Here is a 25,548-nt window from a genome sequence, read left to right as displayed (position 1 = left end):
GCGGCGTGGCCGTCGGCTTCCCGCAATCGCTGGTCACGGCGCAAGGCAACACCCTGACCATCACCGGTTACAACTCTGCCACCGGGGTGGTGAGCTACAGCTACACCTTGACCGACAACGGCAGCCACCCCAACGGTGCCGGTGCCAACAGCCTCAGCGAACACTTCGACGTGGTCGCCAAGGATGTCGATGGCAGCACCGCCACCGGCAGCCTGGATGTCAACATCGTCGATGACGTGCCGCAGGCGAGCGCGGATAGCACCAGCGTGGTTGAAGGCGGGACAGCCACAGGCAATGTCTTGTGGAACGACAAACTGGGTGCGGACCAGGCGGGCACCAGCAATGTCGTGATCGGTGCGCGTGCCGGCTCCGATACGTCGACATCGGCCATCGGCAATCTCAACACCGAGATCCTGGGCCAGTACGGCACCTTGACCATTGATGCGGCGGGTAATGCGGTCTATCACGCCAACCCGAATGCGGTGCTGCCGCAAGGCGCCAGCGACGTTTTCGTCTACACCATTCGCGACACTGACGGTGACGAGAGCACCACGACCATCACGATCAATGTGCAGGACTGCTCGCTCGTTGCCGGCCCCGTGGGCGGGGTAACGGTCCACGAGAGCGCTCTGGATACCCATCAGGATGGCGGTGACCTGGCCGCAGGCAGCGTTACCGGCAGCGACCCGGACTCGACTCGTGAAACTGCTTCCGGCAGCTTGGCAGGCTCTGCCAGCGGCGGTGTCGGTGCGTTGACCTACAGCCTGGTGGGCGATGCCATGGGCCAGTACGGTCAGCTTCACCTGAACGCCGACGGCTCCTACACCTACACCCTGACCTCACCGGCCAACTCGCCGATCCACACCAATGACGGCCCCAACAGCGTGACCGAAACCTTCACCTACCAGGTGAAAGACGCGGTCGGCAATTCAACCACCAGCACCATTGTCATCACCATCGTCGACGACGTGCCGCAAGCCCACAGCGATTACACCAGTGTGTACAAGGGCGACGTGGTGCGCGGCAATGTTATGTACAACGATGTGGTCGGTGCCGATGTGCGCACTGATGGTAACTATGTGGTCGGCGTGCGCGCCGGCAGCGACACATCCACTTCGGCCATCGGCCAGCTGAACACCCAGGTGAATGGCCAGTACGGCTACCTGACCCTTGATGAAAAGGGCAATGCGGTTTACCACTCCAACCCGGACGTGGTGTCGCCGCGTGATGCAGTGGACACCTTCGTCTACACCATTCGCGATGCCGACGGCGATGAAAGCACCACGACGATCACCATCAATGTCCACAATTCGCTGATGGCCTGCGAGGACCGTGATGTCACGGTGTACGAAAACGCCCTGGACCTGCACAAGGACGGCAACGACCTGGCCGCCGGTAGTGTCATCGGCAGCGACCCGGACTCGAGCCGCGAAACCGCCTCCGGCACTCTGGTCGGCTCTGCCAGCGGCGGTGTCGGTGCGTTGACCTACAGCCTGGTGAGCGATGCCACGGGCCAGTACGGTCAGCTTCACCTGAACGCCGACGGCTCCTACACCTACACCCTGACCTCACCGGCCAACTCGCCGACCCACACCAATGACGGCCCCAACAGCGTGACCGAAACCTTCACCTACCAGGTGAAAGACGCGGTCGGCAATTCAACCACCAGCACCATTGTCATCACCATCGTCGACGACGTGCCGCAAGCCCACAGCGATTACACCAGCGTGTACAAGGGCGACGAGGTGCGCGGCAACGTGATGTACAACGATGTGGTCGGGGCTGATGTGCGCAGCGATGGCAACTATGTGGTCGGTGTGCGCGCTGGCAGCGACACATCCACTTCGGCCATCGGCCAGCTGAACACCCAGGTGAATGGCCAGTACGGCTACCTGACCCTCGATGAAAAGGGCAATGCGGTTTACCACTCCAACCCGGACGTGGTGTCGCCGCGTGATGCAGTGGACACTTTCGTTTACACCATTCGCGATGCCGACGGTGACGAAAGCACCACGACGGTCACCATCAACGTGCATGACCCGCGTATCGAAGTGTGCAGGGACGGTGGCGTCACGGTGTTCGAAAAAGCGCTGGACTTGAGCAAGGTCGGCAGCGATCTCGCCGCAGGTACCGTTACCGGCAGCGACCCGACATCACCTCTCGAAACCGCGTCTGGCAGCTTGGTCGGATTGGCCAGTGGTGGTTTAGGCGCGTTGTCCTACAGCCTGGTCAGTAATGCTGTCGGGCAGTACGGCCAGCTTCACCTGAATGCCGACGGCAGCTACACCTATACCCTGACCTCACCGGCCAACTCGCCGACCCATGCCAACGACGGCGCCAACACCGTGACGGAGTCCTTTACCTACCAGGTCCAGGACGCCTATGGCCATTCGGCCACCAGCACCATCGTCATCTCCATCGTCGACGACGTGCCCCAAGCCCATTGCGATTTTGTCAGCGTGTACAAGGGTGACGAGGTGCGCGGTAATGTGATGTACAACGACGTGGTCGGGGCCGATGTGCGCAGCGATGGCAACTACGTGGTTGGCGTGCGTGCCGGTAACGACACCAGTACCTCGGCCATCGGCCAGCTGAACACCCAGGTCAATGGCCAGTATGGCTACCTGACCCTCGATGAAAAGGGCAACGCGGTTTACCACTCCAACCCGGACGCGGTGTCGCCACGGGATGCCGTTGACACCTTCGTCTACACCATTCGCGATGCCGACGGTGACGAAAGCACCACGACGATCACCATCAACGTGCACGATGCCAGCCTCGTGGCCTGCGGGGACCGTGATGTCACGGTGTACGAGAAAGCCCTCGACCTGCACAAGGATGGCAACGACCTGGCTGCGGGCACCACCGTTGGCAGCGATCCGACATCGACCGGCGAAACCGCATCCGGCTCGCTGGTTGGGTCGGTTTCCGGTGGCGTGGGGGCGCTGACCTACAGCCTGGTGGGCAACGCTGTCGGCCAGTACGGGCAGATCAGCGTCAACCCTGATGGCAGCTACACCTACACGCTGACTTCGCCGGCCAATACCCCGGGTGCCGATTCGGCAGTCGACTACTTCACCTACAAGGCCACCGACGCGCTGGGCCACAGCGTCACCAGCAACATCGCCATCACCATTGTCGACGACGTACCCAATGCGGTCTGCGCCGAACGCAGCATCACCCCAGGGAAGCTGGATTCCAACATCCTGTTGGTGATCGATGTGTCCGGCAGCATGGATTCTGCTTCCGGCATACCCGGCCTGACCCGCCTGGACGCGGCCAAACACGCCATCGCTGCGCTGCTCGACAAGTACGACGGCATGGGCGACATCAAGGTGCAGGTCGTCACCTTCAGCGGTGGGGCGCACATTCAGTCGGCGGAGTGGGTCAGCATCGAGGTCGCCAAGTCGATCGTCAGCGGCTTGCATGCTGGCGGTTCGACCTACTACGACAGCGCGGCCACCGCTGCCCAGACGGCCTTTGCCCAGAATGGCAAGCTGGCCGGTGCACAGAATGTCAGCTACTTCTTCTCCGATGGCGAGCCCAGCTCCGGGCATGCCATGACCGCGCCCCGCCAAACCAGCTGGGAGACGTTCCTCGACAGCAATGGCATCAAATCCTACGCCATTGGCCTGGGCCAGGACGTCAATGCGGGCAACCTGAACCCGTTGGCCTATGACGGCAACAGCCATACCGACACCAACGCGGTGATCGTCAACGACTTCAACCAACTTTATGGCGTGCTGTCGGGCACCGTACAAGGTTCGCCGATTACCGGCAGCCTGCTAAGCGATGGCACCTTCGGTGCCGATGGCGGCTTCATCAAGGCCCTGCTGGTGGACGGCACCACCTACACCTATGACCCGAAAGCCAACGCGGGGCAGGGCGGTTACCTGGCCAGCGGTGGCGCCGACAACGCCAGCTTCGACACCACGGGCAACACCCTCACCATCAAGACCAGCCTGGGCGGCAGCCTGCTGGTGAACATGGACACTGGCGAGTTCACCTACACGCCACCCAATGGCAATGACAGCAGCCCGCCCGAGCGTATCGGCTTCATGGTCAGCGACAATGACGGCGATACCAGCAGTGCTGACCTGCTGATAATGATCAATGGCAACCATGCACCGGTGGCGGTGGCCGACCATGTCATCACCAACATCACCGGTTCCAGCATCACCTTGCCGTCCGAAGTGCTGCTGGCCAATGACAGTGATCTGGACAACGACCACTTGAACGCGGAGCCGATCACCGTCAACACCCACTTTGCCGACAAGGGAGCCGGCTTCACGCTCGGCAATGGCGTGCCTGCCATCACCTTCGATGGCCAGGGCGATACCCTCGACAACCAGTTCAAGGCCCTGGACCGCAGTGCGTTCACCACTGCCGCCGGCAGCATGACCGCGGCGCTCGTGGTGCTCGGCTACCTCGGCAACATCAGCAGCAGCAACGCCAATGGCGAGGACGTGATCACCGTCAGCCTGCGCAAGGGCGAAACCCTGCAGTTGGACCATGATCGCCCCGACGGCAACCTGAGCCTGGAGTGGAAGGATGCCAATGGCAGCTACCAGCCCATCGCCGATGGAGGCAGCTTCACTGCCAGCCATGACGGCGTGTACAGCATCCATGTGGTCAATCAGGCCAACCCGTCGGACTACAGCAAGGCCGCCGAAAACTACAAGCTGAGCCTGGTGGTCGACTACAGCAATGCCGAGAACGAAGTACATCAGGCCAGTTACACGGTCAGCGATGGCCATGGCGGCAGTACGGTGGGTGCGGTGGATATCACCTACCACGCCGGCACTACCCTGAACGGAACGGCAGGCAATGATGTATTGATGGCAAGCAACGTCGACACCCTCCTCGATGGTGGTGACGGCCATGATGTGCTGGTAGGTGGTTCGGGCAATGACACCCTGCACGGCGGCAATGGCAATGACCTGTTGATCGGCGGCCTTGGCAACGACCTGCTCGACGGCGGGGCGGGCAACGACACCGTCAGTTATGCCTCGGCCACTGGAGGGGTGACGGTCGACCTGAGCCATATTGGCCCGCAGGATACCGGTGCCGCTGGCATCGATACCTTGACCGGCATCGAGAACCTGATCGGCTCCGACCACAACGACACCCTGATCGGTGATGCCGGCGACAACCTGCTCAACGGTGGCCTGGGCAATGATGTGCTCAAGGGTGGCGATGGCAATGACATCCTCATCGGCGGGCCAGGCGACGACATCATGACCGGAGGCAACGGCAACGACGCCTTCGTCTGGCAGAAGGGCGACACTGGGCATGACACGGTGACCGACTTCACCCCGGGCAGCGACCACCTGGACCTGTCGCAACTGCTGCAGGGTGAGAATGCCACGGCGGCCTCGCTGGATGACTACCTGCACTTCAAGGTCAGCGGCAGCGGTACCAGCGTGGTCTCGACCATCGAAGTGAGCAGTGTGGCAGGGGCGGCGCCGACCCAGACCATCGACCTGGCAGGGGTCGACCTGGCCCAGCATTACGGGGTGACCGCGGGGGCGGGCGGAGTGATTTCGGCAGGGCAGGATACTGCGACCATCATCAACGGGATGATCAATGATCATTCGTTGAAGGTGGATACGGTCTAATTTGCCTGTGCCGGCCTCTTCGCGGGCACAGGCGGTAGCAGGGCTCAGCCCGGCCGGCGCAAGGTCTTTTGCTTGAGGATATACAGGCTCACCAGCACCGCACTGGTGAGCATGAACGCCCTGGCCCAGAACAGCGGCACCAGGTAACAGGACAGGCCGATGCTCGCCCACATCAGGCCGATGGCGTAGACCTTGCCCTTGAGCGGTATGCCTTCGCCGCTCAGGTAGTCACGGATCCACGGTCCCAGCTTGGGGTGGTTGACCAGCCAATCGTGAAAGCGCGGCGAGCTGCGGGCGAAGCAGGCCGCCGCCAGCAGCAGGAACGGTGTGGTGGGCAACACCGGCAGGAAGATCCCCAGCACCCCCAGCGCAACACTGAGCCAGCCGATGGCCAGCAGCAGGTAGCGCACGGCCGACTCAGTGGTGACGTGGCTTGAGCAGCGCCGGCTTTTCGTCTGGAGCGTGCAGCAGCAGGAACAGCGCGCTCAGCGCTTCCGGGATTTGCACGATCATGTCGTCCTGCAAGTTGGCATTGCTGGCGATGTCGGCGAACTCAGGCTGTTCGTCGAACAGGCCGGAACCGACCATGATCGGCAGCAGCATCTCGCTGACTTCTTCCTCGGCGTCCTCGAACCAGGCCTCTTCGCGCAGGAACACGCCCTCCATGAAGCCGATGCACCAGCCACGCAGGTCGGAATCGTCCGGCTCGTCGGTCAGGTCCAGGTCGCAGGGCAGGTCGAATTCCTCGTCGCTGGCCAGCTGGCGGGCGATGTGGCCTTTGAGGGCCACCAGCGTCGCTTCGATCTCGGTGCGCTGGGCATCGCTGGCGTAATGGGGCTCTTCGGCAAACAGCGCGTCGATCCATTCACGCTCGGGGACGTCCTCGGAGCAGATCGACAGCGCGGTCAGGTAGCCGTGTGCGGCGACGTAGTCCAGCGCTTCTTCGTGCAGCTCATCGGCGTCGAGGAAGGCTTGCAGGCGGGTCAGTTGCTCGGCGAAGGACATTACAGGGCTACCTTGGGGAATAAACGATAGTGAATTCTAGCACCTTGCGGCGGCAGCGGGGCAAAGGGAACGTCTGTCACCGGGCATCCTGTGCGGGCCGTCACTACGGTATACTCCGCCGTTTTTCATCCAGGGCCGGGTTTTCCCCGGCCATCTGGCAAAAGCCGCTTACGCTTTTGGCGTGTGCGGAGCGGGTTTATCGTCCAGCCTGTGTCCAGGATGGTACGGCGATTTGTGGAGTTGCACATGCTCGAACAGGCTCAGCGCGTTCTCAAGGATATCTTCGGTTACGACAGTTTCCGTGGGCGCCAGGCAGCGATCATCGAATGCGTGGCCAATGGCGGCGATGCCTTGGTGCTGATGCCCACCGGCGGCGGCAAGTCCCTGTGCTTCCAGGTGCCTGGCTTGTTGCGCCCGGGCCTGACGGTGGTGGTGTCGCCGCTGATCGCGCTGATGGACGACCAGGTCGCCACCCTCGACGAACTCGGTGTCGCCGCCGCGGCGCTCAACTCCACCCTGAGCCCGGAGCAGCAGCGGGACCTGGCCGGGCGCCTGCGCCGTGGCGAAGTGAAGATGCTCTACCTGGCGCCGGAGCGCCTGGTGCAGCCGCGCATGCTCGACTTCCTGCGCGGCCTCGACATTTCGCTGTTCGCCATCGATGAAGCCCACTGCGTCTCGCAATGGGGCCATGACTTCCGCCCGGAGTACCTGCAGCTCGGGCAACTGGCCGAACTGTTCCCCCATGTGCCGCGCATCGCCCTGACCGCCACCGCCGACATGCGGACCCGCGAGGAGATCGTCCAGCGCCTGCACCTGCAGGGCGCCGAGCGCTTCCTGTCGAGCTTCGACCGGCCGAACATCTTCTACCGCATCGTGCCCAAGGAGGCGCCACGCAAGCAGTTGATGGCCTTCCTCGGTGAGCGGCGAGGCAACGCCGGCATCGTCTACTGCCTGTCGCGCAAGAAGGTCGATGAAACCGCAGCGTTCCTCTGCGAGCAGGGTTTCCCGGCGTTGCCCTACCACGCCGGCCTTGCCGCCGAGACGCGCGCCGCCAACCAGCATCGCTTCCTCAACGAGGAAGGGCTGATCATGGTCGCCACCATTGCCTTCGGCATGGGTATCGACAAGCCCAACGTACGCTTCGTTGCTCACCTCGACTTGCCCAAGTCGCTCGAGGCCTATTACCAGGAAACCGGCCGCGCCGGCCGCGACGGTCTGCCATCGGATGCCTGGATGGCCTACGGCCTGCAGGACATGGTGATGCTCAAGCAGATGCTGCAGAACTCCGAGGGTGACGAGCGCCACAAGCGCATCGAACAGCACAAGCTCGACGCCATGCTGGCCCTGTGCGAAGAAACCCGCTGCCGCCGCCAGGCACTGCTGGCCTATTTCGACGAAACCCTCGAACAACCCTGTGGCCACTGCGACAACTGCGTCGACCAGATCCAGACCTGGGACGCCACCGAGCCGGCCCGCCAGGCGTTGTCGGCCGTGTTCCGCACCGGCCAGCGCTACGGCGTCGGCCATCTGGTCGATGTGCTGCTGGGCAAGGACACCGAGAAAGTACGCAATTTCGGCCATGAGAAGCTTTCGGTGTTCGGGGTCGGCAAGGGCCTGGCCGAAGCCGAATGGCGTTCGTTGTTCCGTCAGCTGGTGGCACGCGGCCTGGTCGACATCGACCTGGAAGGCTACGGTGGCTTGCGCCTGTCCGACAGCTGCCGGCCGCTGCTGCGCGGCGAGGTTAACCTGCAGCTGCGCCGCGACCTCAAGCCACAGACCGTGGCCAAGACGTCGACCAGCGGCGGCAGCCCGGCCAGCCAGCTGGTGCGCACCGAGGAGCGCGAACTGTGGGAGGCGCTGCGCACCCTGCGGCGCAAGCTGGCCGAAGAGCACAGCGTGCCACCCTACGTCATTTTCCCCGATTCCACCCTGCTGGAAATGCTCCGCAGCCAGCCGACCAGCCTCAGCGACATGGCACAGGTCAGCGGCGTCGGTGCGCGCAAGCTGGAGCGCTATGGCCAGGCCTTCCTCGAAGTGCTCAACGGCGCTGGTGGCACCGAAGAGGCGCCGAAGGTGGTGCTCGACCTGCGCCACGAACTGGTCAGCCTGGCGCGCGCCGGCATGACCCCGGCGCAGATCGCCGGGCAGCTCAACTGCAGCGAGAAGAACGTCTACAGCCTGCTGGCCGAGGCCCTTGGCCGCCAGGAGCTGAGCCTGGAGCAGGCGCTGGACTTGCCGGAAGACCTGATGATGGAGGTGCAGGACGCCTTCCTCGACGGCGAAGGCGAGCTGCCGCCGGTATCGGCGATTGCCCCGTTGTTCGGCGCACGGGTGCCGGAAGGCGTGCTGTACTGCGTGCGTGCGGCGCTGGCAGCGGAGTTCGAGCTTTAAAGGGCGGCATTTCCGTCAACTGCTGATGTTTGTCATCCTTTTTGACGATTATCAGAAGTTTCCGCGGCGGGCAGCCTTGCCTGATGCTCCGGAGCATGGTTAGCTGACTAATAATTAGTTCTAGTCTATGAGTTGCTTATGCCCCTGACCGACAACCAACACCGCTTCGGCATGCAGCTGGCGCAGATGTCCCGCGGCTGGCGTGCCGAGCTGGACCGCCGCCTGGCCGGGCTCAACCTGTCCCAGGCCCGCTGGCTGGTGTTGTTGCACCTCGCTCGCTTCGAACAAGCGCCCACCCAGCGTGAGCTGGCGCAGAGCGTGGGCGTCGAAGGCCCGACCCTGGCGCGGCTGCTCGACAGCCTGGAAAGCCAGGGGCTGGTGCGTCGCCAGGCGGTGCTGGAGGACCGGCGGGCGAAGAAGATCCTGCTGTGCCCACCGGCCAAACCGCTGATCGAGCAGATCGAGACCATTGCCAATGCCCTGCGCCTGGAGCTGTTCACCGGCGTGGACGAGGCCGATCTGGAAGTGTGCATGCGGGTGCATGCCAAGATCCTCGCCAACCTCGAAAAATCCTGAGTTTTCTGGGGCTGCTTCGCAGCCCTTTCGCGACACGAGGCCGCTCCTACAGGGGATCGCATGTTTCTGTAGGAGCGGCCTCGTGTCGCGAAAGGGCCGCAAAGCGGCCCCGGCCATCTAGAAGGTGTGCCCCAGGTTCAGGTACACCGCCTGCTCATTCGCCGTATTGGCCCCATAACTCAGGTTCAACGGCCCGAGCGGCGTCTCCAGCCCCAAGAAGATGCTCGCCGCATTGATGTAGCCGCTGTCGAACTCATTGTCATTGTTCCACGCCCGCCCACGCTCAAGCGACCCACCGATGTACAGCGGGAAGTCCAGCGGCAGATAGGCGCGCGGTGTCAGGCGCCGGTAGTACACCATCCGCAGCAGGCTGACGTTCTGCCCTGACACCGAGTCCTGGCGGAAGCCCGATAGCTCCCTCGCACCACCCAGCACGAAGCTCGACGTCACCACCTCCGTTGAGTCCAGTGTGCGTCCATAGCGGCCACCCAGCACGAAGGTGTTCGGGCCAATGCTGAATGCCTTGTCCAGGTTCAGCAGCCACTGCCGGTAGTTCTCGTCCGAATCCAGCGACTTGTCGTACTTGCGGAAGGTCAGGCCGATGTCCTCGCCACGGTGCGGGAAGTACACATTGTCGAGGGTGTCGAACGAATACTTCAGCTCGTAGAAGCCTTCGTTGAAGCTGACGCTGGGCAGGTCCTGATCGCCGATACGCACTTCGGCCTCGCCCCAGGCCTTGCCGACACCCAGGCGCACCTCGCCGGAGGTGCCGATCTGGCGGCCCACATTGAGGCCGAAACCGTAGCGCTCGAGGCGGTACTCGGCGATCGGGTCGTTGTCCAGGGTCGCTTCGATGTTCTGCGAGCCAAGGTCCAGGTAAGGCGCGACGAAGTAGCGCGAGCCTACGTCCAGCGGCTGGTAGAACTCACTGTAAAGCTCCTGCTGGTCGCCGATCTGGGCGCGTGTCAGCCACTCCGCGCCCAAGCGGTTGATGCCGTTCATGCGGTAGCTGGCACCGAGGTTGAAGGCACTGTCACCGCGCAGGTCGTCGGACAGGTTCAGGCCCAGGCGCAGGTAGTCGGTGCCGCCGCGCTTGCCACGGGCATTGATCACCAGGGTGTTGTCATCGCCCTTGTGCACCACGCGGTACTGCACCCGGTCGAAGTAGTCCAGGCCATACAGGGTGCCCATGTCGGTCTGCAGGCGGTCGAGCGCCAGGGGCTCGCCGATGGGTTGGCGGATGTAGTAACGGATCACGTCATCGCTGACTTTCGAGTCGTTCTCTATCCTGATCGCGGTGATCACCGGTGTGCGCTGGCCTGGTGAGCGGGCCACGGCCAGGCTGGCGTCATGCTCCGGTTGGCGCAACGCGGCCAGGCGCGTGTCGAGCAGGCGAGTCGCGCGGTAGCCGGCGTCGATCATGTCGTGGGCACGGCCGAAATCGGTGACGCCAAAGGCCGCCAGCTGCGGCTGTATGAGGATGTCGTCGCGGTGCAGGCTGGCCAGCTGCTCCTCCGAGTTGCGCCGGGTCATGAGGGTGATCGACTGGTTGAGCACGTCGACCACCGTGGCCAGTTGCTTGCGGTCGCGCAGCGGGGTGCCGATGTCGACCACGATGGCCAGGTCGACGCCCATTTCCCGGGCCACGTCGAGCGGGATGTTGTCGACCATGCCGCCATCCACCAGCAGGCGACCGTCGAGTTCGACCGGGGCGAATACCGCCGGGATCGACATGCTGGCGCGAATCACCTGCGGCAGGTGGCCGCGGCGGAACACCACCTTTTCGCCGCTGGCGATGTCGGTGGCCACGGCGCGGAAGGGGATTGGCAGCTTGTCGAAGTCGCGGGTGTCGGCAGTGTGGGCCAGCTTGCTTTCCAGCAGCAGCGCCAGGTTCTGGCCCTGGATCACCCCCAGCGGCAGGCCGAGGCTGCCGTCGTCGCGAAAACTCAGCTTCTGCTTGACCAGGAAGTCGCGGTCATCCTGCTTGCGCCGGAACGGCACGTCCTTGCGGGGTGGCGCATCGGAGAGCGCCTGTTGCCAGTCCAGCGTGGTGGCGAGTTTCTCCAGTTCTTCGACGCTGTAGCCGGAGGCATACAGCCCGCCCACCACCGCGCCCATACTGGTACCGGCGATGGCGTCGATGCGCACGCCCTGTTCCTCCAGTGCCTTGAGCACGCCAATATGAGCCAGGCCACGGGCCGCGCCGCCAGACAGCACCAGGCCGACCTTGGGGCGGGCTGGCTCGGCGGCGAATACGGTGAGGGTGGTGAGCGTCAGCAAAAAGCAGAGCAGCAGGCGGAGCATCGTGAGTCTCAAACCGAAGGCTAAAGACCGCTAGTATAAGCGGCCCCTCACCTGGAGATGCTTCAGCATGGCCGACAACAAGCCGGAAATCGTCATCACTTATTGCACGCAATGCCAATGGCTGCTGCGCGCCGCCTGGCTGGCCCAGGAACTGCTCAGCACCTTCAGCGACGACCTTGGCCGGGTAGCGCTGGAGCCCGGCACCGGCGGCATCTTCCGCATCACCTGCAATGGCGTGCAGATCTGGGAGCGCAAGGCCGACGGGGGCTTCCCCGAGGCCAAGGTGCTGAAGCAGCGCGTGCGCGACCAGATCGACCCGCAGCGCGACCTGGGCCACAACGATCGCTGATCAGGCGCCCTCGGCCGCGACCTTGTGCCGCGGCGGCTGCTCGGCGGCCATGCGGCTCGACAGCACGATGGCGAAAATGATCAGCATGCCGCCCAGCAGCATGCGCAGGGTTGGCGTTTCGGCGAACACCGCCCAGGCCACGGCGATGCCGTAGACCGGTTCCATGGCAAAGACCACGGCGGCGGTGCGCGCCTTGATCACCCCCAGGCTGGCCACGAACAGGCTGTGGGCGACGCCGGTGCAGAAGATTCCGAGCAGGGCGATCCACAACCAGTCCATGCGTTCCACGTGGCTCAAGCCTGGGCCGGCGAAAGGCAGCAGGCACAGGCCGACCACCAGGTTTTGCCACAGCGCTGCCTGCACGGCCGGCAAACGGCCGGAGCCGGCGCGGTTGGTCAGTGACAGCAGCGAGAACAACAAACCGGAGAGCAAGGCCCAGAGCAGGCCACCGGTGGCCTGGCTGGCCAGGTCGAACTGTGGGGTGACCAGTATCAGGCCGATGCTGACCAGCACCACCAGCGCACCTTCGTTGCGGCGGATGCGCTCGCGGAACAGCAGGCCTTCGAGGATCACGGTGAACGCCGGGAAGCTGGCGAAACCCAGGGTGGCGATGGCCACGCCGCCGACCTTCACGGCGATGAAGAAGCTGACCCAGTGCCCTGCCAGCAGCACGCCGCCGAGCAGCAGGCGGCGCATGTCATGGCCACTCAGGCGCCGCCAGCCGGGGCCGGTGAGGCTGGCGAACAATGCCAGGGCCAGCACGGCAAAGGCGGCGCGGCCGAAGACGATGATCGTCGGGCTGGCACTGGTGGCCAATTTGCCAAACACCCCGGTCAGGCCGAAGAACAGCGCGCCGATGTGCAGGGCGCCGAGGGCAGTGCGGTGGTTCATTGCAAGTCCTTTGATTCTTTACTGGCTTTGCTGGCCTCTTCGCGGGTAAACCCGCTCCCACAAGTACTGCACTGGTTTCAGGTTCTGCAAGATCCCTGTGGGAGCGGGTTTACCCGCGAAAGGGCCGGTGCCGCAAAGTGTAAAGCTACAGGCCAACATGTTCTGTCGCCATCCTGCTGTCAGTTGTCGCCAGGCGCTCGCCGCAGCGCCAGCGGCGAGCAACCAAACGCCCGCAGCATCGCCGCCGAAAATGCACTCTGCGAGCTGTACCCCACCTGCGCCGCAATCTCCCCCATCGGCAGCAAGGTCTGCGTGACCAGCCGCCTGGCCTTGAGCAGACGTCGCTGGCGAATGTAGTCCATTGGCGTCATGCCACATTCGGCGCTGAACCGGGCATGCAGCCGGGTACTGGACAAGCCGGCGATGCGCGCCAGGTCGGCCACCTGCAAGGGGTACGCTGCGTGCTGTTCGATATGCACATCGAATGCGGCGTAGGGCAGGCGATGGCTGGGCGTGACGATGGCCGAAGCGCTGGGATTGAGGCTGGCCAACAACAGTACCGCGCCTTGCCGGGCGATCAGCGGGTCGTCCATGGGGCTCGCCGCCAGCCAGTCCACCAGTTGCTGCTGGCGCTCGTTCAGCCCTCGTGCGCCAGGCTGGTCGAGCAGGCGCCGGCTGGCATCGGCATGCGCCCCCAACTGCTCGTGCAGCCAGCGTTCGTCCGGTACATCCAGCACCAGGCAATCGCTGCCGACGTCACTGCCGCACGTGTGATGGGCGCCAGCGGGCACCACCACCAGCCCCTGGCGGGCGACCTTGGCGCTGTGGCCCTGCACCTCGAAGTCCAGGCGACCGTGCAGGCCGAACACCAGCTGCGGGTGTTCGTGACTGTGGGCGATCAGCTCATCGCGGTAATGACGCATGGAAAGTATCGGGCCGGCCATGGGGTTTCCTCGTGGGGCTGCCCGCCATTGTGCCGCATTCCTGGCAGACCATCACTCGTCACATCCCTGCCACCAACCTGTCATCTGTGCCTGCCAGTCTCCAGCAAACAGCGCCGGAGCCTGCCATGACCCATGTCGAACTTTCTCGCCCGTCACGCAAGCAGCGCGTGCGCACGCTGTGGATATCCGATGTGCACCTGGGCACGCGAGACTGCCAGGCCGAACACCTGTCGCAGTTCCTCAAGGGTTACCAGGCCGACCGTATCTACCTGGTAGGCGATATCATCGATGGCTGGAAGCTGCGCAGCGGCATCTATTGGCCGCAAGCCCATACCAATGTGATCCGCCGCTTGCTGACCATGAGCAAGCGCGGCACCGAGGTGATCTACGTCACCGGCAACCATGACGAATTCCTGCGCCGTTACTCGAAGCTGATGCTGGGCAACATCCAGCTGGTGGACGAGGCCGAGCACCTGACCGCCGATGGCCGTCGCCTGCTGGTGGTGCATGGCGACCAGTTCGACGTGATCACCCGCTATCACCGCTGGCTGGCTTTTCTTGGCGACCGTGCCTACGAGTTCACCCTGGTGCTCAACCGCTGGCTCAACCATTGGCGTGCCCGCTATGGGTATGGCTACTGGTCGCTGTCGGCGTACCTGAAGCACAAGGTCAAGGGGGCGGTGAACTTCATCAGCGACTTCGAGGATGCGATTGCCCATGAATGCACCCGTCGCGGTTTTCACGGGGTGGTGTGCGGGCATATCCACCATGCCGAGATCCGCCAGGTGGGGGAGGTGGAGTACCTCAACTGCGGCGATTGGGTGGAATCGTGCACGGCGCTGATCGAGCATTGGGATGGCAGCATCGCGTTGTATCGGCTGGCCGACGCCCAGGCGCGGCTGGCCGCGGAAGCTGCTGCGGTGCGCGAGCCGGCATGAGCCGGCTGCGCCCCCAGGCTAGAGGCTGATCCTGCCGAGCAGGATGTCGCGGAACATGGCGAAGTCGCCAACCAGGCTGTACCAGGGGTGACTGAAGGTCGCCGGCCGGTTCTTCTCGAAAAAGAAATGCCCCACCCAGGCGAAGCCGTAGCCGCAGATCGGTACCGCCAGCAGCAACAACCACTTGCCACTGCCAAGGGTGTAGGCCAGCAAGGCAATCACCAGGCTGGTGCCGACGAAGTGCAGGCGCCGGCAGGTGGGGTTGCTGTGCTCGCCCAGGTAATAGGGATAGAACTCGGCAAAACTGCGAAACTGCGCTGTGCGGGTCATGGGCAGTGCTCCGGGATTATCACTTCTGGACAGGATACACGGCGTGGAGCCTGAATCGAGTCTAGAGTCATTGGCGGGGCCGGCCAGTGACAATAGGCGCCAAATGAGTATCCTTGAGGTCACCGCATGAAGCGGTCAGCACAAGAAGCCTGCCATGAGCGAGAGAACCACGTCAGCCAGCTGGGCATCAGGGATTGTGAAGGCGCTGGAGCTCGAAGGGCTCGATTGCCCGGCGATGTTCAAGCAGCTGGGGTTGGATTTCGCCGCACTCGACGATCCGGATGCACGTTTTCCGCAGGACGCCATGACCCGCCTCTGGCAGCTCGCGGTCGAACTTTCGGGCAACGAGGCGATTGGCCTGAACATGGCGCGGGTGGTGCGCCCGGCTTCGTTCCATGTGGTGGGTTACGCGCTGATGTCCAGCCGCACACTGGCCGAAGGCTTCGGGCGGCTGGTGCGTTACCAACGCATCATTGCCGAAAGCTCCGACCTGAGTTTCACCCTTGGCCCTGAAGGCTATTCGCTGATTCTGACCGTGCATGGTGATCACCTGCCCCCCACCCGCCACAGCGCCGAAGCGTCACTGGCCTGCGCGCTGGCCTTGTGCAAATGGCTCAGTGGCCGGCCGGTGCAGCCGCGGCGGGTGCTGGTGCAAGGGCCGCAGCCGAAGGATATCGAGCCGTACAAGGTGGCCTTTCATTCCCCGCTGGTATTCGGCGCTCCGCACGATGCCCTAATATTCGAACGGGCCGACATGGAAGCGCCGTTGCCAACTGCCAACGAAGCCATGGCCATCCTGCATGACCGCTTTGCTGGCGAATACCTGGCGCGTTTTTCCGAAAGCCGCGTGACCCATAGGGTGCGCCAGGTGCTGTGCCGTATCCTGCCCCAGGGCGAACCCAAGCGTGAAACCCTGGCCCAGGCCCTGCACCTGTCCCAGCGCACCCTGCAGCGTCGTTTGCAGGAAGAGGGCACCAGTTTCCAGGCGTTGCTCGACGATACCCGTCGTGAACTCGCCGAACAGTATCTGGCCCAGCCAGGCATGACCCTGCTGGAAACCGCCTACCTGCTGGGCTTTGCCGACCCGAGCAACTTCTACCGGGCATTCCGCCGCTGGTTCGATGAGACCCCCAGCGAATACCGCGCCCGGCTGGGCGCGGAGCCTGCCGAGGTCAATGACGCCAGAACGCCGGCATGCACAACACCAGCACGGTGATGATCTCCAGGCGGCCCAGCAGCATACCGGTAGCGAGAATCCACTTGGCGGCATCCGGCAGCGTCGAGTAGTTGCCCGAAGGACCGACCACTTCGCCCAGGCCCGGGCCAACGCCCGACACCGTTCCGGCGGCACCGGTCAGCGCGGTCATCCAGTCCACGCCCAGCAATGACAGCAGCAGCGCCATTACGCAGATGGTGATGGCGAAGAAGAACGAAAAGGTCAGGATCGAGCGGACGATCTCTTCGTCCAGGCGATGGCCATTGTATTTCTGCTTGATCACCGCGCGCGGGTGGATCAGCTGGTTGAGGCTGGCCTTGAGCAGGATGTAGGCGACCTGGAAACGGAAGATCTTGATGCCACCGGCCGTCGAGCCGGAGCAGCCACCGACGAAGCCCAGGTAGAAGAACAGCATCAGCGAGAAGTTGCCCCACAGGCTGTAGTCGCCCAGCGCGAAGCCAGTGGTGGTGACCACCGAGGTCACGTTCAGTGCCACGTGGCGCAGGGCATCGAGCCAGTGCAGGTTGGTGGTGTGCCAGTACCAGGTGCCGAGCACGAGCCAGGTCACCACCAGCATGCCCAGCAAACCCTGCACCTGCTGGTCGCGTATCAGCGCCTTGCGGTTGCCGCGCAGGGTTGCCACATACAGCGTGAAGGGCAGGCTGCCGAGGATCATTACCACCACCGCGACCCAGTGCACGGCGGGGATGTCCCACTTGGCCAGGGACTGGTCAGAGGTGGAGAAACCGCCAGTGGAGATCGCTGACATGGCGTGGTTGATGGCATCGAACGGGCTCATGCCGGCCCACCAGAAGGCCAGTGCGCCAAAGATGGAGAAGCCGACGTACACGCCGACGATCGATTTGGCGACCATGTGCGAGCGCGGCATGACCTTTTCCGAACGGTCCGACGATTCGGTCTGGAACAGGCGCATGCCACCGATGCGCAGCAGCGGCAGGATCGCCACCGCCATGGCGATGAAGCCGATGCCACCGAGCCAGTGCAGCATCGAGCGCCACATCAGGATGCCCGGCGACATGCTGTCCAGCCCGCTGAGCACCGTGGCGCCGGTTGCGGTGATGCCGGACATGCTCTCGAAGAAGGCGTCGGTGTAGCTGATGTGCTGGGTCAGCAGAAAGGGCAGTGCGGCGAAGACGCACACCACCACCCAACTGCTGACGGTGAGCAGGTACATGTCGCGCGGGCGCAGGTGGACGTGCTCGGGGCGCCCCTGCAGCACCATGGCCAGGCCGGCGATGAAGGTGATCAGGCTCGACCAGAGGAACGACGGCATGTCGCCGGTGCGTTCGAACACCACCAGGGTCGCCATGGGCACGACCATGCTGACTGCCAGGGTGATCAGGAAGATGCCGATGATGAAACCAATGATCCTTAAGGTCGGCAACGCCATGTGATCTGCTCTGACTCGAAACGGAAGGGCGCCATTCTACCTATGGGTCTGGTGATGTAAACGCTAGAATGGCCGCACATTTACCTGCCAGGAGGGTAGCCGATGGAGGCTCTCGACGCATTGCTCAACCGTGTTTCCGTGCCACGCCTGACCGACCCTGCGCCCAACGAGGCCCAGCGTGAGGCGCTGTTCCAGGCCGCCTTGCGCGCACCGGACCACGGCCAGCTGCGGCCGTGGCGCTTTCTGACCATCGAGGGCCAGGGCCGCGACAAGCTCGGTGAACTGTTTGCCGAAGCGTTGCAGCACAAGGGCGACGCCAGCCAGGCTGCGCTGGACAAGGCACGCGCGATGCCGCTGCGTGCGCCGTTGCTGATCGTGGTGATCGCCAAGCTGCAGGATCACTTCAAGGTGCCCAAGTCCGAGCAGCGCCTGGCGGCCGGTTGCGCGGCCCATGGCATCCTGATTGCGGCGCATGCCCAGGGGATCGGTGCGGTGTGGCGTACCGGCGACATGGCCTTCGATGCGCATGTGCACAAGGGCTTGGGGCTGGCGGAGAACGAGGAGCTGATCGGCTACCTGTATGTCGGCACGCCGATGGCCGAGCCGCGCACGGCGCCGATTCTGGAAACCGCCGATTACGTCAGCGGCTGGGGCGAATAACGTAGGGGGCCGCTTTGCGGCCCTTTCGCGACACAAGGCCGCTCCTACAGGTAGCGCGATCCCCTGTAGGAGCGGCCTTGTGTCGCGAAAGGGCTGCAAAGCAGCCCCGGCATTCTGTCAGTTGGCAGCAATGTTCTCAGGCAACTCCAACCGGGCCACGAACCCACCCTGCGGGTGATTCTCCAGCACTAGACTCCCGCCGTGCCGCTCGGCCGCCTTGCGCGCAATGGCCAGCCCCAGGCCATGCCCCGCCGCCTCCTGCCCCGGCGCCCGGAAGAACGGCTCACCCAACTGCGCCAGATGCTCCGGCGCCGCCCCTGGCCCATGGTCGCGCACGCTCAGCACGATCTTGTCCTGCTCGCGCTGCGCACTGATCTCGATCGGTTGGCCCTCCGGGTTGAAGCGCAGGGCATTGCGCACCAGGTTGTCCACGGCACGCTCGATCAGCGTCGGCCAGCCTTGCAGCGTCAGCCCCGGCTGCGCCTCCAGTTTCACCTCCTGCTCCGGTGCGCTGAGCTGAGCGTCCTTGCGCACGCTGCCGAGCAAGGCGTTGAGGTCGACAGGCTCGGCGTGGGCCTGCTCGGCATCGACCCGGGCCAGCGTCAGGATTTCGCTGATCAGGTCTTCCAGGCGGTCGCATTCACGGGTCAGGCGTGGCCACAAGGCCTGGCGCTGTTCGGTTTCGGCGCGCTCGGCCAGGGCCAGGGCGATGCGCAGGCGCGCCAGTGGCGAGCGCAGCTCGTGGGACACGTCACGCAGCAGTTGGCGCTGGCTGCCGATCAGGCTCTGCAGGCGCGCGCCCATCTTGTTGAAGTCTTTGGCCAGCACGCCGAACTCGTCACGCCGGGCGGCCAGGCGGGCCAGGCTGTTCTGTTGGTAGCTGGCCTGGCCAAGGTCGTGCACGGCGCCGCGCAGGCGGTTCAGGGGGCGGGTGATCGACAAGGTCACCAGCAGGCTGAACAAGGTCAGCACCACCAAGGCGATGCCCAGCGCACTCAACGGCCAGAGCAGGCTCTCGCGGTGCCAGGCGTCCAGCTCCGGGTGCGGGATGCGGTAGATCAGCAGGTAGGTGTTGCCGGTTTCGGGGCTGGTGTATTCCTCGGTCAGGCGCCGCCACGGCAGGTGGCGCTCGTCATTGTGCTGGCGCGCCTCGAACGCCGCAGCGCGGCGCGGGAAGGTACCCGGCACCACGGCATCGCCGCTGTCGTCGAGCACCTGCACATCGATCTTGTAGCGCTCCTTGCGTCGTTCCAAAAAGGCCTGGGCAGATTCCAGGCCTTCCTGCTCATAGTGCTTGGCCCAATCGCTGGCCATGGTCTTGAGGCCCGGGTGACGGCTGAGGATCCAGGCGTCCTGGTTAAGCACGTGGCCGAGCAGGATCGACAGGCCCGCGACCAGGGTTATAGCCAGCCAGAAACTGGCCAGGATGCGCCAGAACAGAGAACGCAAGAGCACCTCCTGAAAACGGGAAAAGCCCGGCCCGCTTGAGGGCGGGCCGGGCATCGGGTTGACAGCTTACTGGGCCTTGCCAGCCTTTTCAGCTTTCCAGGCCTGGAATTCCTTCCATTCAGCCTTGCGTGCTTCGCGTTCCTTCTGCAGTTCATCGAACTTCTTCTGCTGGTCAGGCTTGAGCAGCGCGCGGACTTGGCTGTCGGTCTTGTCATGGCTGGCCTTGAGTTCGTCTTTCATGGCCTTCTGCTCGGCGGCTGGCAGCTTGTTCAGGTAGCGCTCGGTGATTTCGCGGCGGTTGTGCATCTGCTCGCCCATCAACTTGCCGATCTGCTGGCGCTGGTCGCGGCTCAGGTCCAGTTGGGCGAAAGGCGCATCACCGCGATGATGCGGGCCGTCGTGACGCGGGCCGCCGTCAGGCATGGCCATGGCCACGGTCGGCAGGGCGGCGGCGAACATCAGGGCGATAAGGGTCTTGCGCATGGTGTCTCTCCTGTCATGGGCCGGTGGTTACCGGATGAGCTCAGTCTAGGGAGATCAAGGTCAAGCGCAGTCAGCTCACGGTAAAGGCAGGGTAAAGATGGGGCGCGGGCGGCCCCATGCAGGCTTACAGGCAGTAATAGTAACCGCGGCTACGCAGCGCGACGATCCGCGCCCGCCCATCGGCATGCGGGCCGATCTTCTTGCGCAGGTTACTGACATGCATGTCCAGGCTGCGGTCATACAGGGTCAGCTTGCGCCCCAGTGCGATCTGCGCCAGTTCCTGCTTGTCCAGCGGCTCGCCCGGTTGGCGCAGCAGCGCTTCGAGGATGCGGCTTTCGGACAGGGTCAGGCTCATGTCGCGGCCATCGATGCTGACCACGCCGCGCACCGGGCTGAACGCCAGGTCACCGATTTCCAGCTGGGTGGTGGTGGCGGTGGGGTGGCTGCGGCGCAGCACGGCGCGCAGGCGCGCGGTGAGCTCTCGGGGGTCGCAGGGCTTGGCCAGGTAATCGTCGGCGCCCAGTTCCAGGCCGAGGATGCGGTCCAGCGGTTCGCCACGGGCCGACAGCATCAGCACCGGCAGTTCGGCATGTTCGCTGCGCAGTTGCTTGAGCAGCTCCAGGCCGCTGCCGTCGGGCAGCATCACATCCAGCACCACGGCCGCCGGGGCATGCTCGGCCAAGGCCTGGCGCGCGCTCAAGCCATCGTGGCAGGCGCGTACCGCAAACCCTTCCTGGGTCAGCCAGCTGCCGAGCAGCTCGCAGAGTTCCTGGTCATCATCAATCAGTAACAGCTCGCTCATGACTCACTCAATTCAACCATTGACGGCGTCTTCTGTGTCCGCCAGTGGCAAAGATACCGCAGACTGGGGGCGAGCGTGCAATTCGAGCGGGGGAGACCGCGTCGCCGGCTTGATCGGCGACGCGGTGGCAGCTCAAGGCAGGACTTGCTTGAACGGCTTGACGATGACCTTGTCGTACACGCCCGCGGCGATGTACGGGTCGGCATCGGCCCAGGCCTGGGCGGCGGCCAGGGAGTCGAACTCGGCGACGATCAGGCTGCCGCTGAAGCCGGCTTCACCCGGGTCGTTGCTGTCGATGGCCGGGTGCGGGCCGGCCAGTACCACGCGGCCTTCGGCCTTGAGCTGCTGCAGGCGCTCGATGTGCGCCGGGCGCGCGGCCAGGCGTTTTTCCAGGGAGTTCGCGACGTCGCTGGCGATGATGGCGTAGAGCATGTCAATCCTTGGGTTTGGAGGTGGAGGGGTCGTCGTGCAGGTGACGCGACAGGTACACACCCTGCGCCACCAGGAAGAGCACTGTCATGCCCAGGCTGCCGAACACCTTGAAGTCGACCCAGAAGTTCTGGAAGGTAAAGGCAACGAACAGGTTGGCGGCGCCGCAGAACACGAAGAAGGCGACCCAGGCCACGTTCAGGCGCGACCAGATGGCATCGGGCAGGGTCAAGGCGTGGCCCATGATGCGCTTGATCAGCACCCGGTCGCCGATGAAGTGACTACCGGCGAAGCCCAGGGCAAACAGCCAGTTGACCACCGGCGCCTTCCACTTGAGGAAGGTTTCGCTGTGAAAGGTCAGGGTCAGGCCACCGAACACCAGGCAGGCGATCAAGGTCAGCCACTGGCCCTTTTCCAGTTTGCGCTGGCGCAGGAACAGTGCACCGTAAACCACCAGCGAGCTGATGATCAGCATCGCCGTGGCGCTGTAGATGCCGCCGAATTCGAAGTTGTGACCGGCGACTTCCACCGGGCGCGGGTCGAGCTTGTAGACGATGAAGAAGAGCAGCAGCGGGATGAAATCGATGAATTGTTTCACAATGGCAGCCAGGATCGGGATGTGACGGCATAATAACAAACATCGATTCCAGCGAAAGCGCTCCTCCATGAATGTTGATCTGCACTGTCACAGCACGGCCTCCGACGGCGCCCTGTCGCCTACGGACCTGGTCGCCCGGGCCCATGAGCACGGGGTGCAAACGCTGGCACTGACCGACCACGATACCCTCGAAGGGCTGGCCGAGGCGCGCCAGGCCTGCCACGCGCGTGGCATGCACTGGGTCAGCGGCGTTGAGCTGTCGTGCACCTGGGGTGGCGCGACCATTCACGTGCTGGGCTACAATTTCCCGCTCGAAGCGCCGCCCTTGCTCCAGGCCATCGAGGCCTTGCATCGCGGCCGCTGGTTGCGCGCCGAGGAAATCGACAAACGGTTGGCAGCCAAGGGCATGCCAGGCGCCCTCGACGGCGCACGGGCCGTGCAGCAGGAGCTGGGCGACAGCGGCAACGCCCCGGCGCGGCCTCACTTTGCCGAATTCCTGGTGCGCGCCGGCCATGTCAAGGACCGCGCCGAGGCCTTCCGCAAGTGGCTCGGGGCCGGCAAGCTGGGCGATGTCAAGCAGCACTGGCCGACGCTCGATGAAACTGTCGCCACCCTGCGCCAGTCCAACGCCTGGGTGAGCCTTGCGCATCCCATGCATTACGATCTGACCCGCAGCAAGCGCAGGCGCCTGATTGCCGACTATATTCAGGCAGGCGGGCAGGCGCTTGAAGTGGTCAACGGGATGATGCCGGCCGAGCAGGTGGGCACGATGTCCATCCTCACCCGTGAGTTCGGCCTGCTGGCAAGCGCTGGCAGCGATTTCCACGGCCCCGGCACCTGGGGCGAGATCGGTGCCTACCGGCCATTGCCCGAGGACTTGCCACCTCTGTGGCGTCGATTCAGCCATGAACAGCCTATGGCGCTATGAACAGGACGACTTTGTGAGCCAATTTTTCCAGATTCATCCGGAGAACCCACAACCGCGCCTGATCCGCCAGGCGGTGGAGATCATCCGCAAGGGCGGCGTGGTGGTCTACCCGACCGACTCGGCCTATGCCCTGGGCTGCCAGATCGGCGACAAGGCGGCGATCGAGCGCGTGCGCCGCCTGCGCGGCCTGGACAAGACCCACAACTTCACCCTGATGTGCTGCGACATGTCGCAACTGGGGCTGTACGCCAAGGTCGACACCGGCACCTTCCGCCTGCTCAAGGCCCATGTGCCCGGGCCCTACACCTTCATTCTCAACGGTACCCGCGAAGTGCCGCGCCTGCTGCTGCATGAAAAGCGCCGCACCATCGGCCTGCGCGTGCCTGACCACGGCATCACCCTGGCGCTGTTGGCCGAGCTGGGCGAGCCGCTGATGAGCGTGAGCCTTATCCTGCCGGGCGACACCGAACCGATGACCGATCCCTACGAGATCCGCGAGCGCCTGGAGCACCATGTGGACCTGGTCATCGACGGCGGCTTTGGCGACCTCAAGGCCTCGACCATCATCGACCTGTCCGGCGACGAACCTGAGCTGATCCGCGAAGGCTGCGGCGACCCCACGCCGTTCATGGTCAACGTGTGAGTCAGGTGGAAGTAGCCGAGGCGCCGGCCGAGCAGGCCGCTTCGCCCCAGCAGTTGCAACTGGCGCTGGTCTACGGCGAAGCACTCACCGAAATGCCGGTGGACCTGTACATCCCGCCGGATGCCCTGGAGGTCATCCTCGAAGCCTTCGAGGGGCCGCTGGACCTGCTGCTGTACCTGATCCGCAAGCAGAACATCGACATCCTCGACATTCCCGTGGCGGAGATCACACGCCAGTACATGGGCTATGTCGAGCTGATGAAGAGCGTGCGCCTGGAGCTGGCCGCCGAGTACCTGGTCATGGCCGCGATGCTCGCCGAAATCAAGTCGCGCATGCTGTTGCCGCGCTCGGCCGAGGTCGAGGAAGAGGAGGGCGACCCGCGCGCCGAGCTGATCCGCCGCCTGCAGGAGTACGAGCGCTTCAAGGCTGCCGCCGAAGGCATCGACGAGTTGCCGCGGGTGGGCCGTGAGGTCATCGTGCCGCGTCTGAAGGCCCCCCAGGCCAAGGTGCGCAAGCTGCTGCCGCAGGTCAGCCTGGAAGAGCTGCTGGTGTCCATGGCCGAAGTCATGCGCCGCAACGATCTGTTCGAGAGCCACCAGATCACTCGCGAGACGCTGTCCACCCGCGAGCGCATGAGTGATGTACTGGAGCGCCTCAAAGGTGGCGCTTTCGTGCCGTTTGCCGAGCTGTTCTCCTCAGACGAGGGTAAGCTTGGCGTGGTGGTGACCTTCATGGCGATCCTCGAGCTGGTGAAGGAATCGCTGGTCGAACTGGTGCAGAATGCGCCCTTTGCGCCGATCCATGTGCGGCTGCGTCCCGAGTCTGTCGAAGAACCTGATGAACCTGAATGAACCCCGCGACCTGGCGTCGCTGATCGAAGCCTTCCTGCTCGCTTCGGGCAAGCCGCAGTCCCTCGAACGCCTCTACGAGCTGTTCGAGGAGGCCGAGCGCCCCGAGCCGAAGGTGTTCAAGAAGGCCCTGGAAGTGCTCGCCAAGTCCTGCGCCGGGCGGGCGTTCGAGCTCAAGGAGGTGGCCACCGGTTACCGCCTGCAGATTCGTGAAGACTTCGCGCCCTGGGTCGGAAGGCTGTGGGAAGAACGCCCGCAGCGATATTCCCGTGCGTTGCTCGAAACCATGGCGCTGATCGCCTACCGCCAGCCGATCACCCGTGGCGAGATCGAGGATGTGCGGGGTGTTGCGGTCAACAGCAACATCATCAAGACGCTGATGGAGCGCGAGTGGATTCGCGTGGTCGGCTACCGCGAGGTACCCGGGCGCCCGGCGATGTTCGCCACCACCAAGGCATTTCTCGATCACTTCAATCTCAAGAGCCTGGACGAGCTGCCAGCGCTGGCCGAACTGCGCGAGATGGAACCTCAACCGGTGCTTGATCCGGATGATGCCCCGGTGCCGGCGCACATACAGGCCCTGGCCGATGCCAGCCTGGGTGACGAAGAGGTGCAGGTTGAGCCCAGGGAAGAGACCAGTTTCCGCAGTTTACTGGTGGAGCTCGATGCCATGGAGGAGGGGCTGAAGACCGACTTCGACGACCTGCGCGAGGAAGAGCCTGAGGCCTCGGGGGA

At 64.2% G+C, this 25,548-nt stretch carries 23 protein-coding genes; 11 read left to right on the top strand and 12 right to left on the bottom strand.

All coding sequences use genetic code 11. The annotated features are described in order from the left end of the window. On the top strand, positions 1–5,618 hold a 5,618-nt coding region (locus APH33_RS20800; RefSeq protein WP_082433674.1), incomplete at its 5' end, for an Ig-like domain-containing protein. A 44-nt stretch (positions 5,619–5,662) separates the two neighbouring features. Here the strand turns inward: APH33_RS20800 and APH33_RS20795 are convergent. Next, on the bottom strand, positions 5,663–6,028 hold the full coding sequence (locus tag APH33_RS20795; protein ID WP_054886970.1) for a YbaN family protein: 366 nt from the start codon (positions 6,026–6,028) through the stop codon (positions 5,663–5,665). A gap of 7 nt (positions 6,029–6,035) precedes the next feature. Beyond that, on the bottom strand, positions 6,036–6,623 hold the full coding sequence (locus APH33_RS20790; RefSeq protein ID WP_054886969.1) for a YecA family protein: 588 nt from the start codon (positions 6,621–6,623) through the stop codon (positions 6,036–6,038). Between the two features lie 246 nt (positions 6,624–6,869). Here APH33_RS20790 and recQ point away from each other — a divergent pair, with 246 nt between their 5' ends. Continuing rightward, entirely contained in the window at positions 6,870–9,014 is a 2,145-nt protein-coding gene (gene recQ / locus APH33_RS20785; RefSeq protein ID WP_054886968.1) for a DNA helicase RecQ, read from the top strand. 138 nt (positions 9,015–9,152) lie between these two features. Next, positions 9,153–9,590, top strand: coding sequence for a MarR family transcriptional regulator (locus APH33_RS20780; protein ID WP_054886967.1), 438 nt, complete (start codon positions 9,153–9,155; stop codon positions 9,588–9,590). Between the two features lie 117 nt (positions 9,591–9,707). On the opposite strand, the gene APH33_RS20775 is transcribed toward APH33_RS20780, so the two are convergent. Beyond that, entirely contained in the window at positions 9,708–11,894 is a 2,187-nt protein-coding gene (locus tag APH33_RS20775; protein WP_054886966.1) for a patatin-like phospholipase family protein, read from the bottom strand. Between the two features lie 67 nt (positions 11,895–11,961). Here APH33_RS20775 and APH33_RS20770 point away from each other — a divergent pair, with 67 nt between their 5' ends. Further along, on the top strand, positions 11,962–12,243 hold the full coding sequence (locus APH33_RS20770) for a SelT/SelW/SelH family protein (protein WP_054886965.1): 282 nt from the start codon (positions 11,962–11,964) through the stop codon (positions 12,241–12,243). Here APH33_RS20770 and APH33_RS20765 read toward each other — a convergent pair whose 3' ends face one another. After that, positions 12,244–13,134, bottom strand: a complete 891-nt coding sequence (locus tag APH33_RS20765) for a DMT family transporter (protein WP_054886964.1) — start codon at positions 13,132–13,134, stop codon at positions 12,244–12,246. It lies immediately after the preceding gene. Positions 13,135–13,313: 179 nt separating this feature from the next. Continuing rightward, the gene (locus tag APH33_RS20760) at positions 13,314–14,078 is read right to left on the bottom strand and encodes an AraC family transcriptional regulator (protein ID WP_054886963.1); all 765 of its coding nucleotides are present in this window, start codon (positions 14,076–14,078) and stop codon (positions 13,314–13,316) included. A gap of 125 nt (positions 14,079–14,203) precedes the next feature. Here APH33_RS20760 and APH33_RS20755 point away from each other — a divergent pair, with 125 nt between their 5' ends. Further along, the gene (locus APH33_RS20755; protein WP_054886962.1) at positions 14,204–15,016 is read left to right on the top strand and encodes a UDP-2,3-diacylglucosamine diphosphatase; all 813 of its coding nucleotides are present in this window, start codon (positions 14,204–14,206) and stop codon (positions 15,014–15,016) included. A gap of 18 nt (positions 15,017–15,034) precedes the next feature. On the opposite strand, the gene APH33_RS20750 is transcribed toward APH33_RS20755, so the two are convergent. Further along, complete coding sequence (locus APH33_RS20750) at positions 15,035–15,346, bottom strand: DUF962 domain-containing protein (RefSeq protein WP_054886961.1); 312 nt, start codon at positions 15,344–15,346, stop codon at positions 15,035–15,037. 154 nt (positions 15,347–15,500) lie between these two features. On the opposite strand from APH33_RS20750, the gene APH33_RS20745 reads away from it, so the two are divergent. Then, positions 15,501–16,562, top strand: a complete 1,062-nt coding sequence (locus APH33_RS20745; RefSeq protein ID WP_054886960.1) for an AraC family transcriptional regulator — start codon at positions 15,501–15,503, stop codon at positions 16,560–16,562. Here the strand turns inward: APH33_RS20745 and APH33_RS20740 are convergent. Next, positions 16,519–17,973 carry a TrkH family potassium uptake protein gene (locus APH33_RS20740; protein WP_054886959.1) on the bottom strand — a complete coding sequence of 485 codons (1,455 nt, stop codon included), beginning with the start codon at positions 17,971–17,973 and terminating at the stop codon, positions 16,519–16,521. The two genes, APH33_RS20745 and APH33_RS20740, sit on opposite strands and share 44 nt — an antisense overlap. A 102-nt stretch (positions 17,974–18,075) precedes the next feature. Here APH33_RS20740 and APH33_RS20735 point away from each other — a divergent pair, with 102 nt between their 5' ends. Then, complete coding sequence (locus tag APH33_RS20735; protein WP_054886958.1) at positions 18,076–18,633, top strand: nitroreductase family protein; 558 nt, start codon at positions 18,076–18,078, stop codon at positions 18,631–18,633. A 117-nt stretch (positions 18,634–18,750) separates the two neighbouring features. On the opposite strand, the gene APH33_RS20730 is transcribed toward APH33_RS20735, so the two are convergent. From APH33_RS20730 to APH33_RS20710, 5 genes are all read right to left on the bottom strand, one after another. Further along, positions 18,751–20,088, bottom strand: coding sequence for a HAMP domain-containing sensor histidine kinase (locus APH33_RS20730; protein ID WP_054886957.1), 1,338 nt, complete (start codon positions 20,086–20,088; stop codon positions 18,751–18,753). A 60-nt stretch (positions 20,089–20,148) separates the two neighbouring features. Continuing rightward, positions 20,149–20,565 (bottom strand): Spy/CpxP family protein refolding chaperone, encoded by a 417-nt coding sequence (locus APH33_RS20725; protein ID WP_054886956.1) that lies wholly within the window; start codon positions 20,563–20,565, stop codon positions 20,149–20,151. Between the two features lie 124 nt (positions 20,566–20,689). Then, positions 20,690–21,367 (bottom strand): response regulator transcription factor, encoded by a 678-nt coding sequence (locus APH33_RS20720; protein ID WP_054886955.1) that lies wholly within the window; start codon positions 21,365–21,367, stop codon positions 20,690–20,692. Positions 21,368–21,499: 132 nt separating this feature from the next. Beyond that, a complete protein-coding gene (locus APH33_RS20715; RefSeq protein WP_008091826.1) occupies positions 21,500–21,799 on the bottom strand; it encodes a YciI family protein in 300 nt (99 codons plus the stop codon). A gap of 1 nt (position 21,800) precedes the next feature. Beyond that, positions 21,801–22,394 (bottom strand): septation protein A, encoded by a 594-nt coding sequence (locus tag APH33_RS20710; protein ID WP_054886954.1) that lies wholly within the window; start codon positions 22,392–22,394, stop codon positions 21,801–21,803. Positions 22,395–22,461: 67 nt separating this feature from the next. Here APH33_RS20710 and APH33_RS20705 point away from each other — a divergent pair, with 67 nt between their 5' ends. From APH33_RS20705 to scpB, 4 genes are all read left to right on the top strand, one after another. Further along, on the top strand, positions 22,462–23,322 hold the full coding sequence (locus APH33_RS20705) for a PHP domain-containing protein (protein ID WP_054886953.1): 861 nt from the start codon (positions 22,462–22,464) through the stop codon (positions 23,320–23,322). A gap of 13 nt (positions 23,323–23,335) precedes the next feature. Further along, entirely contained in the window at positions 23,336–23,965 is a 630-nt protein-coding gene (locus tag APH33_RS20700; RefSeq protein ID WP_054886972.1) for an L-threonylcarbamoyladenylate synthase, read from the top strand. 125 nt (positions 23,966–24,090) lie between these two features. After that, the gene (locus tag APH33_RS20695) at positions 24,091–24,816 is read left to right on the top strand and encodes a ScpA family protein (protein WP_177332433.1); all 726 of its coding nucleotides are present in this window, start codon (positions 24,091–24,093) and stop codon (positions 24,814–24,816) included. Next, the coding region (scpB, locus tag APH33_RS20690; RefSeq protein WP_054886951.1) for an SMC-Scp complex subunit ScpB at positions 24,803–25,548 on the top strand (746 nt) is incomplete at its 3' end. The genes APH33_RS20695 and scpB, both read left to right, overlap by 14 nt.

The organism is Pseudomonas sp. NBRC 111130 (genome assembly GCF_001320485.1).
GTDB lineage: Bacteria > Pseudomonadota > Gammaproteobacteria > Pseudomonadales > Pseudomonadaceae > Aquipseudomonas > Aquipseudomonas vlassakiae.
This window is presented reverse-complemented; position numbering and strand designations above follow the sequence as displayed.

What these genes read in the sequence shown, in the direction of transcription:
- APH33_RS20790 (WP_054886969.1), bottom strand. Translation starts at nt 6,623, where the DNA reads ATGTCCTTCGCCGAGCAACTGACCCGCCTGCAAGCCTTCCTCGACGCC.
- recQ (WP_054886968.1), top strand. Translation starts at nt 6,870, where the DNA reads ATGCTCGAACAGGCTCAGCGCGTTCTCAAGGATATCTTCGGTTACGAC.
- APH33_RS20780 (WP_054886967.1), top strand. Translation starts at nt 9,153, where the DNA reads ATGCCCCTGACCGACAACCAACACCGCTTCGGCATGCAGCTGGCGCAG.
- APH33_RS20775 (WP_054886966.1), bottom strand. Translation starts at nt 11,894, where the DNA reads ATGCTCCGCCTGCTGCTCTGCTTTTTGCTGACGCTCACCACCCTCACC.
- APH33_RS20770 (WP_054886965.1), top strand. Translation starts at nt 11,962, where the DNA reads ATGGCCGACAACAAGCCGGAAATCGTCATCACTTATTGCACGCAATGC.
- APH33_RS20765 (WP_054886964.1), bottom strand. Translation starts at nt 13,134, where the DNA reads ATGAACCACCGCACTGCCCTCGGCGCCCTGCACATCGGCGCGCTGTTC.
- APH33_RS20760 (WP_054886963.1), bottom strand. Translation starts at nt 14,078, where the DNA reads ATGGCCGGCCCGATACTTTCCATGCGTCATTACCGCGATGAGCTGATC.
- APH33_RS20755 (WP_054886962.1), top strand. Translation starts at nt 14,204, where the DNA reads ATGACCCATGTCGAACTTTCTCGCCCGTCACGCAAGCAGCGCGTGCGC.
- APH33_RS20750 (WP_054886961.1), bottom strand. Translation starts at nt 15,346, where the DNA reads ATGACCCGCACAGCGCAGTTTCGCAGTTTTGCCGAGTTCTATCCCTAT.
- APH33_RS20745 (WP_054886960.1), top strand. Translation starts at nt 15,501, where the DNA reads ATGAGCGAGAGAACCACGTCAGCCAGCTGGGCATCAGGGATTGTGAAG.
- APH33_RS20740 (WP_054886959.1), bottom strand. Translation starts at nt 17,973, where the DNA reads ATGGCGTTGCCGACCTTAAGGATCATTGGTTTCATCATCGGCATCTTC.
- APH33_RS20735 (WP_054886958.1), top strand. Translation starts at nt 18,076, where the DNA reads ATGGAGGCTCTCGACGCATTGCTCAACCGTGTTTCCGTGCCACGCCTG.
- APH33_RS20725 (WP_054886956.1), bottom strand. Translation starts at nt 20,565, where the DNA reads ATGCGCAAGACCCTTATCGCCCTGATGTTCGCCGCCGCCCTGCCGACC.
- APH33_RS20720 (WP_054886955.1), bottom strand. Translation starts at nt 21,367, where the DNA reads ATGAGCGAGCTGTTACTGATTGATGATGACCAGGAACTCTGCGAGCTG.
- APH33_RS20715 (WP_008091826.1), bottom strand. Translation starts at nt 21,799, where the DNA reads ATGCTCTACGCCATCATCGCCAGCGACGTCGCGAACTCCCTGGAAAAA.
- APH33_RS20705 (WP_054886953.1), top strand. Translation starts at nt 22,462, where the DNA reads ATGAATGTTGATCTGCACTGTCACAGCACGGCCTCCGACGGCGCCCTG.